The organism is Butyricimonas paravirosa (assembly GCF_032878955.1).
Classification (GTDB): Bacteria; Bacteroidota; Bacteroidia; order Bacteroidales; family Marinifilaceae; genus Butyricimonas; species Butyricimonas paravirosa.
Window position 1 is genome coordinate 1450650 of record NZ_CP043839.1, and the last position, 16946, is coordinate 1467595.

Sequence of the window (16946 nt, forward strand, 5' to 3'; positions counted from 1 at the left end):
GGACAAAGCCCAGCAGTTAAGGGAACAATTTATCGACTCGATAACTTATATCTCCCCCACGATCACCCGTTGTTACTCCGGAACTAACATCGCCCGGGAGACCAGAATTCACAATGACTCACTTACAATCACTACATACCAGTACTCCCCTCAAGGACTTTTAACACGGATCATTCAAAGTACACAGCTGCAAAAAGATTCCACTACCACCACCCCGTTGAACTTGATTGTCACAACATTCAGGTATAATGACCTCGGTAAATGCTACGAAGAAGAAACCATTGATTCCCTCGCTAAAGCAACCGTATGCTTGATCAATTATCAGTATGACACGACCTCCCGTCCCGTCATGAAAACAACCAAGTGGAACCACGGGCAAAACACCATTGACTATTATAATCACCAAGGACAGGTCACTCGAACCCAAGAATACCGGAACGGGTTAATCTGTGCGCAAACGGACTACACTTACGATGCCCGGGGCCGTCTCTCCGGTAAAACATGGATAAATAATCGACCGGATACCGACCATCCCGCCACGAAACAAGTCACCCTTTACACGTATGATCCATTCGGCTACCTTGTAAGCATTTCCTACGTGAAGGAAAATCTGCAAAATGAAAAAATAACAAGTAACATGACACTAACCTACGACGAATTCGGCAACCCGATCAATCCTAATTACCAATATACTTACGACCAGACCGGAGCATGGACCAGTAAAACGAGCAAAACGAACCCGGCGGACAGCGAGAAAATCGCTTATGTCTACAAGCAAAACAAAAAATAGACCCGTACATTTTCGTTTAGGCTTTCAATTTTCAATTAGTTATCGTACCTTTGTGCCCAATTAATTTTTAAATAAATGGAGCACAGAGCAGGTTTTGTCAATATCTTAGGAAACCCCAACGTGGGAAAATCAACCTTGATGAATCGACTAGTCGGGGAGAAATTATCGATTATCACGTCCAAATCCCAAACCACACGTCACCGGATCAAGGGGATCGTGAACGGAGAGGACTTTCAGATCGTGTTTTCCGATACCCCGGGGGTCGTGAAACCCAGTTACAAGATGCAGGAATATATGCTTGATTTCTCGAAAAGTGCCATTATCGATGCCGACATCATCCTCTATGTCACCGACGTGGTGGAGAATATCGAAAAGAACGCGGACTTTATCGAGAAAGTGAAACAAAGCGAGGTTCCCATCCTTCTGGTGTTGAACAAAATTGACCTGACCACCCCGGATAAACTGGATGCCCTGTTCGACAAGTGGAAAGAAATCATCCCGCGAGCTGAAATATTCCCGATCTCGGCTACCGAGAATTTCAATGTAGACAATTTATACAAGCGCATTCTGGAATTGTTACCCGTGGGAGAACCCTATTTCGACAAAGAAGAAATGACCGATATGCCGGCACGCTTTTTCGTAACCGAAATTATCCGGGAAAAGATTTTGTTGAACTACGATAAAGAAATTCCTTATTCTGTCGAGGTTGTCGTGGAAGAATTCAAGGAAGAAACCAAACGTATCAACATCATGGCCGTGATCAACGTGGAACGGGATTCCCAGAAAGGTATCATTATCGGGCATCAGGGTGCCGCGTTGAAAAAAGTCGGTACGGAAGCCCGTGTTGACATCGAAGCCTTCTTCGGGAAAAAAGTATTCCTGAACCTGTACGTCAAAGTCCTCAAAGACTGGCGGAACAAGGAAAACGACCTGAAACGCTTCGGTTACAAACAACTTTAATCTTTTAGTTTTTATCTTTTAACTTTTATCTTTCCAATGAGTAATATTGTTGCAATAGTAGGACGTCCCAACGTGGGAAAATCAACACTTTTCAATCGTTTGGTCGGTGGCCGGAAAGCCATCGTAAACGAGGAAAGCGGGGTGACCCGTGACCGGAATTACGGAAAATCAGAGTGGAACGGCAAAGAATTCTCGGTAATTGACACTGGAGGATACGTTTCCAACAGTTCGGACATCTTCGAGGAGGAGATCAACAAACAGGTATTACTCGCCATGGACGAGGCCGACGTGATCCTGTTCGTCTGCGACGTGGAACTCGGTATTACCGATCTGGACCATAGCTTCGCCCGTATGCTTCGGAAAGTCAACAAGCCCATCTATCTCGTGGCAAACAAAGTAGATAACGGAGAACGTCTCTACGATGTCCACGAATTCTATAAACTGGGAGTCGGAGAAGAGATTTTCCCCATAGCATCCATCAACGGTTCGGGAACAGGAGAACTACTTGACAAGCTGGTTTCACACTTCACCACCGACCCGCTCGAAGACATGGAAGAACTTCCCAAGATCGCTATCGTGGGACGCCCTAACGTGGGAAAATCCTCCACGATCAACGCCCTTATCGGGGAAGAACGTAATATCGTAACCGATATTGCCGGAACAACTCGCGATACGATCACCACCCGCTACAATCGTTTCGGACACGACTTCTTGCTGGTAGACACCGCAGGATTACGCAAGAAAGCAAAAGTCAATGAAGACGTGGAATTCTATTCCGTGATGCGTTCCGTGCGTGCCATCGAAGACAGTGACGTGTGTATGCTACTGATTGATGCTACCCGGGGAATGGAATCTCAGGACTTGAACATATTCCACCTCATCGAGCGTAACCAGAAAGGCGTGGTAGTCCTCGTGAACAAGTGGGACTTGATCGAGAAAGATAACAAAACGACAATCAATTTCGAGAAAGAACTGCGGGCAAAAATGGCCCCCTTCAACGACGTGGAGATCATTTTCACCTCGGCTCTCACGAAACAACGTCTGTTGAAAGCGCTTGAATCAGCCATCCAGACCTACGAAAACCGGAAACAAAAACTGAAAACATCCGAACTGAACCGCATCATGCTGGAAGAGATCGAAAACTTCCCTCCCCCCAGCTTGAAAGGAAAATATATCCGCATAAAATACGTGACACAACTACCATCGAAAACCCCAACTTTCGCATTTTATTGCAACTTACCGCAATACGTGAAAGAACCTTACAAGCGTTTTCTGGAAAACAAAATCCGGGAACACTGGAAGTTCACGGGTGTACCGATTCAAATTTTTATGCGTAAAAAATAAAAAATGAAAACCATCCTCGCTGCAGGATGGTTTTTATTTTATCATTATATTTGCTCTATTCTAAGAATCATATTATGGCAAAAAATACAATAGAACATGATGGAGTCGTGACACAGGTAGCTGATACCTTTATTATAGTAACCATACAAAGCCAAACAGCCTGTGCGGGATGTCATGCCAAAGGAGCTTGTGGTATGTCGGAAATGGCCTTAAAGAGCATCACGGCAGAAAAACCGAATGAAGACGTCAAAATAGGAGACAAAGTAATCGTCAGTGCTAGTACTCAAAATGCCATGCTTTCCGTGCTGTTGGCATACATTGTTCCTTCCGTTTTAATTATCGTTATTTTGACCTTGCTTATCCTTGCTGGAGTCAGTGAAGTTATGGCCGCTACATTATCCCTGATTGCAATATCGGCCTACTTTATTTGCTTGTATTTACTAAGAAACAAGTTTGCCCAAAAAATAAAATTCAAGGTTAAAATAGCATAACCTAGAAAAAAAATAATAACTTTACGGGCGTTATAACAAACTAGAGGAGACAAAACAAACACCTTTATGATGACTACTACCATTATTTACACCATTATTTCTTTGTGCGCTATTGGGATCGCGTCTGCCGTGATTCTCTATTTTGTCGCGCAAAAATTCAAGGTCGAGGAAGACCCTAGAATTGATACCGTGGAAAGCATCCTGCCGGGAGCAAATTGCGGAGGATGTGGCAAACCCGGGTGTAGGGGATTTGCGGAAGCCACGGTAAAGGCTACTTCTTTAGATGGACTGTTTTGTCCGGTTGGAGGGGCGGAAACCATGACGAAAGTTGCCGCTGCCTTAGGCATGGAAGTAACGGTACAAACCCCGCAAATCGCGGTGGTAAGATGCAACGGCACGTGTGACCATCGTCAACGTACCAGTCAATATGACGGTTACAAATCATGCGCCATCGAGCATTCCCTTTACCGGGGTGAAACCGATTGTACTTTCGGTTGTCTGGGTTGCGGGGATTGCGTAACAGCCTGTCCGTTCGATGCCATTCACATGGACGAGAACGGTCTCCCGGTCGTTTCCGAGGAGAAGTGCGTAGCGTGTGGAGCCTGCGTGAAGGCCTGTCCGAGAAACATCATCGAGTTACGAAACAAAGGAGTGAAAGATCGGCGAGTTTTTGTTTGCTGCGTGAACAAAGACAAGGGGAACATTGCTCGCAAAGCTTGTACAGCAGCCTGCATCGGATGTGGAAAATGCGTGAAAGAATGTCCTTTTGAGGCCATCACCCTAGAGAACAACTTGGCATACATTGATTTCCGAAAATGTAAACTTTGCCGGAAATGTGTCAGTGCTTGCCCGACACACGCGATCCACGAAGTTAATTTTCCTCCCCGGAAAATCACCGAACCAACTGAAGTAGAAGCGAAAAACGAATAAATTTAGTGATTGCCGATTCAATGATTGGGTGATTAAAATCACTTAATCGAAAATCATTAAATCATTTAATCGATAGGATCTAAAATCACGAAATCACAGAATCATTCAATTTAAAACCTAAAACTAATACACCGTGCTTAAGACATTTAAAATTGGGGGAGTTCACCCACCAGAAAATAAATTATCAGCACAAGGGGAAATTATCACCCTTCCCCTCCCCGAACAAGTAACCATACCCTTATCACAACATATCGGGGCTCCTGCCGTTCCCACGGTGAAAAAAGGAGATCAAGTAAAAGTAGGACAAATCATCGGTCAGGCTGCCGGCTTTATATCGGCAAACATTCATAGTTCCGTGTCCGGAACCATTATGTCACTTGATCCGGTGATCGACGCCAGCGGTTACCCCCGCCCGGCTGTAACCATTAAAGTTGAAGGTGACGAATGGGATGAAAATATTCTAAAAGATCCCATCAACAAACAACCTAGCACATTCACGAAAGAAGAGATTCTGGCAGCTATCAGTGCAGCAGGAATCGTCGGTATGGGTGGTGCCACCTTCCCGACACAGGTGAAACTATCGCCTCCTCCCGGAAGTACTGCCGAAGTACTTATCATCAACGGTGTGGAATGTGAGCCTTACCTCACGGCAGACCATCGCTTGATGCTGGAACACGGGAAAGAGTTGATCATTGGTATACAACTTATCATGAAAGCCCTCGGCGTGAAACGCACGATCGTGGGAATCGAAAACAATAAACGAGACGCCATTGAAGAACTGGATAAACTAGCCAGACTGGCGGACGGAATCGAGATATGCCCGTTAAAGATACAATACCCGCAAGGAGGTGAGAAACAATTGATACAAGCCACCACCGGAAAATTCGTTCCATCGGGCGGACTCCCCATTGCCGTTGGGGCTGTGGTGCAGAACGTGGGCACCGTGTATGCCGTGTACGAGGCTGTCATGAAACATAAGCCCTTGTTCGAACGAGTAGTCACGGTTACCGGAAAATCTTTAAAAGAACCGGGTAATTACCTTTGCCGCATCGGGACCCCGATCTCACAACTGATCGAGGCTGCCGGGGGATTACCCGAAGACACGGGTAAAGTGATTGGAGGAGGTCCCATGATGGGAAAAGCACTAACTAACACGAACATTCCCGTCACGAAAGGCACGAGTGGCATCTTACTTATGCGTCAGGAAGAATCTGCCCGCAAAGAGTATCGGAACTGCATCCGCTGTTCGAAATGCGTTAGTGTGTGTCCCATGGGATTGGAACCCTATTATTTGATGTTACTTGGAGAACACAACAAGCTGGAAATGCTGGAATCAGAAAAGGTCATGGATTGCATCGAATGTGGTTCATGTAGTTTTACCTGTCCGGCAAACCGTCCGTTGCTTGACGTGATCCGTCTGGGAAAAGCCAGAACAGGTCAAATGATCCGGTCGAGAAAAAAATAAAAAATTAATTTAGAATGAATCGATTCAGAGATTGCCGATTAAATGATTTAATGATTAACAAGCGTTGACTCGTGGGTGGAAATCACACAATCGGAAACCACTAAATCACTAAATAAAAAAATATGAGTAATTTCACCATATCCCCCTCCCCCCACGTTCACGGCGGGGATTCGATAGAAAAAAACATGTACGGCGTGCTTATCGCATTAGTACCGACGTTTATCTTTTCTATCGTATTTTTCGGGTTGGGAGCCATTCTGGTAACCCTCACCTCGGTAGTTGCCTGCCTTGTATTCGAATACGTTATTCAAAAATACCTCATGAAACAACGTCCCACGATATGGGACGGGTCAGCCATCATCACGGGAGTATTGCTGGCATTTAACCTTCCCTCGTCTCTTCCCTTGTGGATCGTGGTCATCGGGGCATTGGTCGCCATCGGTATCGGCAAGATGAGTTTCGGAGGATTAGGAAACAATATTTTCAACCCAGCTCTCGTGGGTCGTGTTTTCCTGTTGATCTCGTTCCCGGTACAAATGACCACTTGGCCTGTACCGAACGGATTCGCCACGGCTGATGCAGTAACCGGGGCTACTCCCTTGGCACTCGTGAAAGAGGCTGTTAAGAACGGACAAGCCGTTGGAGATGCACTCTCTTCAGCCGGATTCTCTACCGGTAACTTGATTCTCGGTAACATGGGGGGTAGTTTGGGAGAAGTTGCCGCTATCGGACTTTTATTAGGATTCGCTTATATGCTGATCCGAAAGATCATCAGTTGGCACATCCCGGTGGCTATTTTCGCCACGGTTATCGTATTCTCCGGGATTCTGAACCTAGCTGATCCGGCACAATTTGCCGGTCCGGTTTTCCATCTCTTTACAGGAGGTTTGATGTTGGGAGCCATCTTTATGGCCACGGATTACGTAACCTCTCCCATGACACATAAAGGGATGCTTATTTACGGTGTTGGTATCGGGTTGTTGACCGTAATCATCCGTGTATTCGGGGCTTACCCGGAAGGTATGTCTTTCGCCATCCTGATCATGAACGGATTCACACCGCTGATAAACAGATATTGTAAACCCCGACGATTTTAAATTTACTAATTGTAGATTGCAAATTGCTTACAAATGGAATTTAAAATTTAAAATCTAAAATTTAAACTAATGGGAAAGAAATTAGAATCAAGCTTTAAGAATATGGTACTGGTGTTATTCTTGGTAACACTGGTTTCCTCAGCCGCAGTGGGAGTCGTGAACTCACTCACGTCCGGGTTAATTGAAAAAGTAAAAATTGAAAAACAAGTACAGGCCATTCGTGCCGTGGTTCCCGCTTTCGATAATGACCCGATGACGGAAAAACAGATCGTGAAAGCAGATGGAGGGGAATTAGAATTCTATCCGGCTAAAGCAAACGGGCAACTCGTGGGGGCAGCCATTAAAACGTTCACAAATAACGGGTTTGGCGGGCTTATTGAACTTATGGTAGGATTCACCCCAGACGGAAGTATATATAACTACTCCGTGCTAAGCCACAAAGAAACCCCGGGATTGGGTTCCAAAATGGACACCTGGTTCGTGAAAGGTGCCAAAGGTGATATTACCGGAAAAACTCCGGGTGCGCAAGGACTTCAGGTTTCAAAGGACGGCGGAAACGTGGATGCCATCACGGCCGCCACGATTTCATCCAGAGCTTTCCTGGATGCAGTAAACCGGGCGGCAAAAGCATTGGCAGAATCCGCAAAATAACACGTAAAATCAATGAAAGAATAAAGATATGAACAACTGGCAAACTTTTACCAAAGGGTTCTTCAAGGAAAATCCGACCTTCGTACTCCTGCTCGGGATGTGTCCCACGCTGGGAGTCACCACCTCTGCCATTAACGGCTTGGGGATGGGCTTAGCCACGGCTTTCGTTCTGGTACTATCCAACCTGGCCATCTCGCTCGTGGCAAACCTGATTCCCGACAAAATCCGAATTCCCGGTTTTATCGTGATCATCGCTGCATTCGTTACCGTGGTCGATATGTGTATGGCAGCTTACCTGCCGAGCTTGCACGAATCTTTGGGATTATTCATTCCGTTGATCGTAGTGAACTGTATCGTGCTGGGACGAGCTGAATCATTCGCATCCAAAAACAAAGCCATTCCTTCCATGCTGGACGGTTTGGGTATCGGCCTTGGTTTCGCAATGGCATTAACGATATTAGGTTCTATCCGTGAGATTCTGGGTAGTGGGAAGTTCTTCAACATGACCCTTTACAATGAAAATTACGGAATGCTCGTTTTCGTTCTGGCTCCGGGAGCGTTTATCGCTTTGGGTTACCTGATCGCATTCATCAACAGAATAAGAAAAACCAACTAATTGTAAATTTTAGATTGTAAATTGTAAATTGAAAAAGCAATCTAAAATCTAAAATTTAAAATCTAAAATTAGAAACATGGAATACGTTTTTATATTTATAGCCGCCGTATTTGTCAACAACATCGTGTTGGCACAATTCTTGGGAATCTGCCCGTTCCTAGGGGTTTCCAAGAGCGTACCCACGGCACTCGGTATGACAGGAGCCGTTACGTTCGTGATGATTCTGGCCACCATGGTAACATTTATCGTACAGAAAACCGTACTTGACCCGTTCGGCATCGGATTCATGCAAACCATCGTGTTTATCTTGATCATTGCCGCCCTCGTTCAGATGGTGGAAATCATTCTGAAGAAGGTAAGTCCGTCACTTTATCAAGCATTAGGAGTTTTCTTACCCTTGATCACGACAAACTGTGCCGTACTTGGTGTAGCCATCATGGTGATTCAAAAAGATTATAACTTACTGGAATCCGTCGTGTTTGCAGCCTCAACTGCATTAGGTTTCGGGTTAGCTTTAACCATCTTTGCCGGAATTCGGGAACAACTGGAACTATCCTCCATTCCTCAAGGCATGAAAGGAACCCCCATCGCACTGGTTACAGCCGGATTGCTGGCCATGGCATTCATGGGATTTTCGGGGATCGTGTAATGGGTCAAAAGTTCATAAGGTTTATAAAGTCTATAAGGTCCTTGGACCCTTGCAGGTACTTTGTCAACGGCAATTCTGAGTTGCCGTTCAATATTATCCGAAGGACACCCGTCACTTTATGAACCTTATGGACTTTATGAACTTTACAAACTTTCGACTCACCTTTCCATTAAGCCGATAAACTCGTCATACACGCATCCCGTGAAATCAGAAAGCACCCAATCGACTTTATCCTGTATCTTCTCTCTCGGATTCGTGGTTGCCAGACCGACAACTTTCATTCCCGCACGTCGTCCGGCCTCGATCCCGGAAAAAGAGTCTTCGAAGACACAGCAGACATCCACTTCCATCTGCAACTCCCGTGCTGCCAGCAAATAACACTCCGGATCGGGTTTAGACCGGGTAATCTTATCTGCCGTAATCACACGTTCAAATAACTCGGTAAACTCCGGATGGGCCATTAGCACATGAGCCATCTTCTTATTGTTTGAACTGGTAACCAGCGCAGTTCTCACCCCATGTTTCTGTAACGTCCGGATAAAAAGCTCCACACCGGGGAAGTAGGGGAAATCCATCCGGCTCTCGAACTCGTCAAGTTCCCGTGAAATCTGTTGTTGCAAAGCAACATTTCCCTTGAAATAATTCTTCAGAATCAATTCCGTCGTTTGCCCCTTGATCATCTTATGAAATTCCGGTTTATCCGGATGGTAACGTCTTCCCTGTTCCCGCCAAAAATTATCGTACTGCCCTTCCGTGTCAAGCACCACTCCGTCCATATCGAATAATGCCGCTAATCGTCGCTCTCTATCCATAATCTTTAATCTCAATAATACATAGGTCACAAAAATATCGAAAAAAGGGTAATCCGGACAAATCCGAAACAATTTATTTGGTCTGTACGGGATAACTTGATAATTTTGCAACCAAAATAAAGAATATGCAGTTAACTCATCCTATTTTTAAGATATTATCCGGAATCGCAGCAGAGAAAGGGTTGGAAATTTACGTTATCGGGGGATACGTGCGCGACCTGATATTACACCGTCCCTCCAAAGACATTGATATTGTCGTGTTGGGGAGCGGGATCGAATTGGCTGAGACGGCTGCCAAACAACTCGGAGACTTAACGGTTTCCGTGTTTAAAAATTTCGGAACGGCCATGTTCCGCTATAAAGGGGTAGAGATTGAATTCGTGGGAGCCCGCAAGGAATCCTACCATCTCGATTCCCGTAAACCCGTCGTCGAAGAAGGCACCATCGACGACGACCAGAAACGGCGTGATTTCACGATCAACGCTTTGGCCATATCCTTGAACCAAGAGAACTACGGGACACTTGTTGACCCGTTCGGGGGGCTTCAGGATTTGGAGAACGGGATATTAAAAACACCCCTTGATCCGATCATCACGTTTTCCGATGATCCCTTGCGTATGATGCGGGCCGTCCGTTTTGCTTCACAATTGAATTTCACGATCGAACCCGTGACATTTGAAAGTATCAACGCTAATCGGGATCGGTTGAAAATCGTCTCCAAAGAGCGCATCATGGACGAGTTTAACAAGATCATGGCCTCACCGAAACCTTCCGTGGGATTAAAATTACTGGAACAATCCGGCCTGTTGAGTGTCTTCTTCCCGGAACTATCCGCTTTAAAAGGCGTGGAACACGTGGACGGCATCGGGCATAAAGATAACTTTTACCACACTCTGACGGTCGTGGACTCGGTAAGCCGTGTTTCCGACAACCTGTGGTTACGCTGGGCAGCCTTACTGCATGACATAGCCAAACCGGTCACCAAAAAATTCATTCCGGGACAAGGCTGGACTTTTTACGGCCACAATCACGTGGGCGAACGTATGGTCGGAAGATTATTCAACCGCCTGAAACTCCCCCAGAATGAAAAGATGAAATACGTGCAAAAACTGGTCGGCCTCCACATGCGCCCAATCGTTCTCTCGGAAGACACCGTGACAGATTCTGCCGTGCGTCGCCTCCTTTTTGATGCGGGTGACGACATCGACGACCTGATGACACTTGCCGAGGCGGACATCACGTCCAAAAATGAAGAGAAAGTTCGTCGATTCCTTGCAAACTTCCAGATCGTGCGCCAGAAATTGAAAGAAGTCGAAGAGAAGGATGCGATCCGGAATTTCCAACCTCCCGTCAGCGGGGAAGAAATCATGGAAACATTTCAACTCCCACCCTGCAAGGCAATCGGGGATATTAAAAATGCCATCAAAGAGGCTATCCTTGATGGCATAATCAGCAATAATCCCACTGAGGCCCGGGAATACATGTTCCAAGTAGCGGCAGAACTAGGGATTCAGAAAAAAGGTGAATAGGGATCAGAAATGATCCTTGCGCTTCTTCACTTCATCCACGAGTTTCGTGAAAGATTTCTCTTTTTTCCGTTTCTCATGTTCGGAGGCAGAGAAATGCCACGTTTCCCGTCTAAGTTTCAAATAACTCTCGTAAACCTGACGATCTAGTATGCCACGACTCACCGCATCCAACACAGCACAACCCGGTTCATTGATATGCTCGCAATCCTTGAAACGACACGATTGTGCGTAGTCAGCAATCTCCAGTATCTCATCAAGCGCACCGGGATCATCAACTGCGAGACCGAATTCCCGAACCCCAGGAGTATCAATCAAGACACCGCCTCCATCCATCAACACCATCTCCCGACGGGTCGAAGTATGGCGCCCCTTTCCCGTGGATTGACTTATTCCGGACGTGAGTAACACGGATTTCTCGCAAAGTGCATTCACCAGAGAACTTTTCCCGACACCCGAAGAACCGACAAACACGACCGTCTCCCCCACTGCGATAAATTCCCTTAAATGAAAAATCGTCCGAGACTCGTGAATACTCGTGTAAAACACCGGAATCTGCCGGGTAACGTGCCGTATTTGTTCTTCCACTTTTTGTTGATCAAAACCCAAGTCGGCTTTATTAAGTACTAGTACAGGAGTAATATTTTCTTCCCACATCTGAACCATAAAGCGCTCGGCACGACGGACATTGAAATTATCATCCAGACTTTGCACAATAAAGGCTTTGTCAACATGAGCCGCTATGGCTTGTTTTTCGGCAACCGTTCCGGTTTCCCTACGACACAAAGTACGTGACCGAGGCAACATATCCACAATAATCCCCATCCCCTCATCAAACGGCTGAAAGATCACCCAATCCCCGGTACAGGGTAATTCGAAATCCGACTTCCCGTACATCATGTTTCCTGTCAACTCGCACCGGAACACTCCGCTCCCGGCAACCACCTCGTAACACGTCCGGTGTACAATAGCGACACGCCCATGCGTGAGAGTTCCATACGTCGATTCCTGTTTCAGTTGGTTTAACTTATCATTCCAACCATAATAATTTAAATCTATCATTACTTCATTTTTTTAGCGATATAAAATACATAACCGTAAAACTCCTTGTACTTACGGTATAGTTCAGCCTCGTGATGCTGAAAACTTATTAGTTCCTCGACTGTTTTATTCCCGGCATATTTCCGGCTGAATATCTCCCGAGCTTTAACTAACGGGGTAAAATAGTTCTCCGTCCAGCAATACTCCGGCAGGATAAAAGTCGCCACGGGGATATACCCCGCCTTCTGAATCTGGGCAACTTTATTGGGTATCGTGTCGATCTCCGCGTAAACGGACATCCAAAAATCATGGATCTCTGCCGGACGTTCTTCGGTAAACCACGAACTCTCGGAAACAGCAACATATCCTCCCGTCTTCAGATATTTGCGCCACTCGTTCAATCCTCGTTCAAAACCGATATTATAAATAGCACCTTCCGACCAGATCAAGTCTAATTCTTCCTCCCCGAAAGGCAACGCATCCATTGAACCGACAATGCCTTTCACCCGTTCCTGGAGATTCAACTCCCTAGCGTTATGATTAAAACGCTCCACGAATCCCGGAAAAAAGTCGAGTCCTGTAATCTGCCCCGGAGCGTACCGTGCCAGCGTCATCGTCTGTCCTCCCGTCCCGCATCCCAAGTCTGCAATCCGGGAATGATCCGTAAGATGGTCTATAAAGCTTAACGCTTTAAGCGTTACTTCGGGACTTCCGGGCCCCTGCCGTTCTGTATTCAAGAAGAATTCGCAAATTAAATTAACGTCGATTCCAAGAATGGTATTATTTTCGTTACTCATGATTGATCAATATAAAGCATACACGTGAAAGCATAATTCTACATTCCTCGTTGTACACGGATTAAAAATTCAAATTATAATAATAGAGAAATTACCCCCGGAAAGAGCTTTCCGAAAGCAAGCGAAGGGACAACCTGTATCAGAAATACAGATTGTTTATTACACCAAATCCGATTGTAATCTAGTTTTTAACATGATGTAAAGATACACATATTTTATTCATTTGAAAATAATTGTCGCTATTTCCGTATAAGTTGGTCATCCCCTCGTCATACGTACACTGTCGCTCAAGCATATCTCTCCAATGAATAAATATACTACACGACCGAGCCATCCGGCAAATATAATCGTATCGAAAATCAATTTTATCGAACAAGAATGCAAGAGGAATGCTCCGTAGTCTAAATGAACTATCAGGAAACTATTAAGAAAAAGTAAAATGAGGATAGCCTAACACGAAGGTAGTCCCAGTGCAATTTTAATGATACGGCCTAGCAGAAACCGTTGCAGAAACGCATTCAATATTTTGTAAATATCCCAATTTAGTTTATATTTGCAACGAATAAATAAAAAGATTCACGTTCATATCGGCAAAATAATAACACGTGGCAACAATAACACCTTTAAATTCTAGTTCCATCTATGACGAAAAAGTCATTCGGGAACTTTTCGAACAGCACTACACGCCCTTGGTGTTATTCGCAGAAGGCTATATTCCCGACTTGGACACGGACAAAGATGTTGTGCAGGAAGTGTTTCTCTCGTTAATCGAATCCCAAGAGACATTCAATGACGTGGATAATCTAAAAGCCTATCTATACGGTACGGTCAGGCACAAATGCCTGAAATATCTCCGCCACGAAGAGGTAAAAAGACGCTACCAGAAATATATGCAAAGCGAGGCTCCGGATGAAACCAAAACTTACGAAGAACGTGTTCTTGAAGAAGAGGTTTACGCTCTCTTGATAAAAGCCATTCAGAACTTACCGGAACAATGCCAAAAAGTGTACTTGCTTGTTTTAGAAGGTAAAAGCAATCAAGAGATTGCCTATCAACTCCAACTAAACATCGAAACCGTCAAATCCCACAAGCAGGTCGGAAAAAAGTTGCTTTACGATCAACTGAAACACATTATTCCCGTCGGGATTCTCATTTTCTTACTGGAATTTTAGACAGCCTCATCCCATTATTTGTGTTTGCCCGTTTACAATTTATTCTCTACCTTTGTTACTAAATACATAAAGACCATGAATACCAGCATAACCAGAAAGTTACCCATCGGAATCCAGACCTTCGAGGATATTCGCAGCAATAATTACCTCTATGTCGATAAGACGGCATTAGCATGGCGTATTGCCAACATGGGTAAGCCCTACTTCCTTAGCCGTCCGCGGCGTTTCGGGAAAAGCTTGTTACTCTCAACTTTCGAATCCTATTTCAATGGACGCAAGGATTTATTTAAAGGGTTGGCTATTGAGCAACTGGAACATGACTGGACAATTTATCCCGTACTGCATCTTGATCTGAATGCGGAGAGATACGATGCCCCGGAACAATTACACGCCATATTGAGTAATTATCTCACACAATGGGAAACCATGTACGGGGAAGGGAAAGACGAAATTACACTCTCCAGACGTTTTGCCGGAGTCATTCAGCGAGCGTATGAACAAACAGGACGTGGGGTTGTAGTGTTGGTAGACGAATACGATAAACCACTGTTGCAAGCCATTAATAACCCGGAACTAACGGAAAACTATCGGCAGACTCTGAAGGCTTTTTACGGTGTACTGAAAAGTGCCGACCGATACCTGCGGTTCGTGTTCTTGACGGGTGTTACCAAGTTCTCACAAGTCAGCGTGTTCAGCGACTTGAACCAACTAAACGACATCAGTATGGATTTTTCCTACGCAACGTTGTGTGGGATTACACCGAATGAATTAACCGCTGTTTTTGAACCGGAAATCCATCAAATGGCACAAAGAAACCAATCAACAGAGGAAGAAATTGTGAACGAAATGATCCGGCAATATGATGGTTATCATTTCCATCCGGATGGCGAAGGTGTGTTAAACCCTTTCAGCGTGCTAAACGCTTTCGACAAACTGGAATTCGGTAACTACTGGTTTCAAACGGGTACCCCGACATTCCTCGTGGAACTACTGAAAAAGAGTGATTATGACCTCCGCTTATTAATTGACGGGATCGAAGCACCCGCATCTTCTTTCACGGAATACCGGATGAATACCGATAATCCTATTCCGTTGATTTATCAAAGCGGCTACTTGACGATTAAAGAATACGATAAACGCTTTAGAAACTATATTTTAGGTTTCCCAAACGAAGAAGTAAAATACGGTTTTCTCGATTTTTTACTCCCTTTTTATACAACCTTACCCAGTGAAGAAAGAGGATTTTACATTGGAAAATTCGTGGATGAACTAGAAAAAGGTAATATCGATGCTTTCATGACCCGGTTGCGAGCCTTCTTTGCCGATTTCCCCTACGAGTTAAATGCCCAGACAGAACGACATTATCAAGTCGTGTTCTATCTCGTTTTCAAACTCATGGGACAGTTTGTAGATGCAGAAGTACGTAGTGCCACCGGACGGGCTGATGCCGTGGTTAAAACTCCCAAATACATCTACGTATTTGAATTCAAACTAGATGGTAGCACAGAACAAGCCCTGCAACAAATCGATGATCGGGGTTATTTGATTCCGTACACGGCAGACAGCCGACAACTCGTGAAAGTCGGAGTTAATTTCAATGCCGAAAAAAGAAATATCGGGGAATGGAAGATTAAAGGCAACTGAAAGAGAACCATAATCCAAATGATTTTTGAATACTTTGTTTGAAACGTCATAGCAATTTAAAGATTAATAATAAACATACTATTGCCTATCTATTATTTTATTCATACATTTGTAATATGAAAAATATGACAAATATATCAAGTAGCGAAAAAAAGCGTTCTAAAGGAGACAGATTAAATTGGACTCCATTACGAGACGTGAAACCTGTAAAGTTGAAAGAATGTTCAACCTCTTCTCGTAAATTGTCTAAACGGGATTTGTCTAAGATAAATAGAAACGTTACAACTCTATTGATACCGTGACATTTGATTACAATGGATATGATTTAAAATTCATCCAATGTGATAAATGTAATGATGAAAGCAAGCATCTATATACAAAAATATACAAGTTTTTCTCTCCGATAACTCATTATTCTTATATAATACGTGCAGAGTATCATGAATTAGATGTGTACGCAATTAAATTTTACTGTAAACAATTTCGTCATAGCGATTTTAAATATTCTAAAATAGTTAATAAAGGAGATTTTGGTAATATAATTATTACCTGTTTAAAAGTAATTCCAATACTTTTACAAGAACAATCAACAGTTTCGTTTGCTTTTACCGGAGCAAGAACTGTTGACACAAAAAGTTTAAAAGTAGAAAGTCATGTAAATACACAAAGATTTAGGATTTACAAAAATATTGTGTCCAAGAAAATAGGTACACAAACATTCTCTCATTTTGTTAATGAACAAGCAAGTTCATACTTATTGATCAATAACCAAGCGAGAAATGTTTCTGTAAAGAAAAGAGAAATTGAAAATATGTTCAAAGAAACCTATGATGATTTACACAATATATAATAATTACAAGATAAATCTAACAATATAGAGTCACCCCCAATTAATTAAAGAAAATCTTTCCAGCTCTTAGACGAAATGGGCCTACAAACTTTAACTTTCCAAACAAAATTC

The 16946-nt window shown here is 44.1% G+C and carries 17 protein-coding genes; 14 read left to right on the plus strand and 3 right to left on the minus strand.

The window, feature by feature from the left end:
• The first annotated feature begins 217 nt into the window (after window positions 1–217).
• The 10 genes from F1644_RS06100 to F1644_RS06145 all read left to right on the plus strand — a co-directional run bounded on the left by F1644_RS06100 (window position 218) and on the right by F1644_RS06145 (window position 8993).
• The gene (locus F1644_RS06100; RefSeq protein WP_118304813.1) at window positions 218–790 is read left to right on the plus strand and encodes a hypothetical protein; all 573 of its coding nucleotides are present in this window, start codon (window positions 218–220) and stop codon (window positions 788–790) included.
• Window positions 791–865: 75 nt separating this feature from the next.
• Window positions 866–1750, plus strand: coding sequence for a GTPase Era (era, locus tag F1644_RS06105; protein WP_087421181.1), 885 nt, complete (start codon window positions 866–868; stop codon window positions 1748–1750).
• A 36-nt stretch (window positions 1751–1786) separates the two neighbouring features.
• A complete protein-coding gene (gene der, locus F1644_RS06110; protein ID WP_087421180.1) occupies window positions 1787–3094 on the plus strand; it encodes a ribosome biogenesis GTPase Der in 1308 nt (435 codons plus the stop codon).
• A 74-nt stretch (window positions 3095–3168) separates the two neighbouring features.
• Window positions 3169–3585 carry a SoxR reducing system RseC family protein gene (locus F1644_RS06115; protein ID WP_118304857.1) on the plus strand — a complete coding sequence of 139 codons (417 nt, stop codon included), beginning with the start codon at window positions 3169–3171 and terminating at the stop codon, window positions 3583–3585.
• A gap of 66 nt (window positions 3586–3651) precedes the next feature.
• Window positions 3652–4515, plus strand: a complete 864-nt coding sequence (locus tag F1644_RS06120; protein WP_118304814.1) for a Fe-S cluster domain-containing protein — start codon at window positions 3652–3654, stop codon at window positions 4513–4515.
• Window positions 4516–4648: 133 nt separating this feature from the next.
• The gene (gene rsxC / locus F1644_RS06125) at window positions 4649–5980 is read left to right on the plus strand and encodes an electron transport complex subunit RsxC (protein ID WP_118304815.1); all 1332 of its coding nucleotides are present in this window, start codon (window positions 4649–4651) and stop codon (window positions 5978–5980) included.
• A gap of 122 nt (window positions 5981–6102) precedes the next feature.
• The gene (locus tag F1644_RS06130; RefSeq protein WP_118304816.1) at window positions 6103–7077 is read left to right on the plus strand and encodes an RnfABCDGE type electron transport complex subunit D; all 975 of its coding nucleotides are present in this window, start codon (window positions 6103–6105) and stop codon (window positions 7075–7077) included.
• Window positions 7078–7146: 69 nt separating this feature from the next.
• Window positions 7147–7728 (plus strand): RnfABCDGE type electron transport complex subunit G, encoded by a 582-nt coding sequence (locus F1644_RS06135; protein ID WP_168044351.1) that lies wholly within the window; start codon window positions 7147–7149, stop codon window positions 7726–7728.
• A gap of 28 nt (window positions 7729–7756) precedes the next feature.
• Entirely contained in the window at window positions 7757–8344 is a 588-nt protein-coding gene (locus F1644_RS06140; RefSeq protein ID WP_087421176.1) for an RnfABCDGE type electron transport complex subunit E, read from the plus strand.
• 76 nt (window positions 8345–8420) lie between these two features.
• A complete protein-coding gene (locus tag F1644_RS06145; RefSeq protein ID WP_087421175.1) occupies window positions 8421–8993 on the plus strand; it encodes an electron transport complex protein RnfA in 573 nt (190 codons plus the stop codon).
• Window positions 8994–9151: 158 nt separating this feature from the next.
• On the opposite strand, the gene F1644_RS06150 is transcribed toward F1644_RS06145, so the two are convergent.
• A complete protein-coding gene (locus F1644_RS06150; RefSeq protein WP_118304859.1) occupies window positions 9152–9805 on the minus strand; it encodes an HAD family hydrolase in 654 nt (217 codons plus the stop codon).
• A gap of 125 nt (window positions 9806–9930) precedes the next feature.
• On the opposite strand from F1644_RS06150, the gene F1644_RS06155 reads away from it, so the two are divergent.
• Entirely contained in the window at window positions 9931–11334 is a 1404-nt protein-coding gene (locus tag F1644_RS06155; RefSeq protein ID WP_118304817.1) for a CCA tRNA nucleotidyltransferase, read from the plus strand.
• Window positions 11335–11337: 3 nt separating this feature from the next.
• Here F1644_RS06155 and rsgA read toward each other — a convergent pair whose 3' ends face one another.
• Both rsgA and F1644_RS06165 read right to left on the minus strand, forming a co-directional pair.
• On the minus strand, window positions 11338–12393 hold the full coding sequence (gene rsgA / locus F1644_RS06160; RefSeq protein ID WP_118304818.1) for a ribosome small subunit-dependent GTPase A: 1056 nt from the start codon (window positions 12391–12393) through the stop codon (window positions 11338–11340).
• Window positions 12393–13169: a class I SAM-dependent methyltransferase gene (locus tag F1644_RS06165; protein ID WP_118304819.1), complete on the minus strand. Its 777-nt coding sequence runs from the start codon at window positions 13167–13169 to the stop codon at window positions 12393–12395. The genes rsgA and F1644_RS06165 overlap by 1 nt, the downstream gene beginning before the upstream one ends.
• Window positions 13170–13774: 605 nt before the next feature.
• On the opposite strand from F1644_RS06165, the gene F1644_RS06170 reads away from it, so the two are divergent.
• The 3 genes from F1644_RS06170 to F1644_RS06180 all read left to right on the plus strand — a co-directional run bounded on the left by F1644_RS06170 (window position 13775) and on the right by F1644_RS06180 (window position 16835).
• Window positions 13775–14341, plus strand: a complete 567-nt coding sequence (locus F1644_RS06170; protein ID WP_118304820.1) for an RNA polymerase sigma-70 factor — start codon at window positions 13775–13777, stop codon at window positions 14339–14341.
• A 75-nt stretch (window positions 14342–14416) separates the two neighbouring features.
• Entirely contained in the window at window positions 14417–15985 is a 1569-nt protein-coding gene (locus F1644_RS06175; RefSeq protein WP_118304821.1) for an ATP-binding protein, read from the plus strand.
• 298 nt (window positions 15986–16283) lie between these two features.
• Window positions 16284–16835 carry a hypothetical protein gene (locus tag F1644_RS06180; RefSeq protein WP_087421169.1) on the plus strand — a complete coding sequence of 184 codons (552 nt, stop codon included), beginning with the start codon at window positions 16284–16286 and terminating at the stop codon, window positions 16833–16835.
• The last annotated feature ends 111 nt before the right edge of the window (window positions 16836–16946 follow it).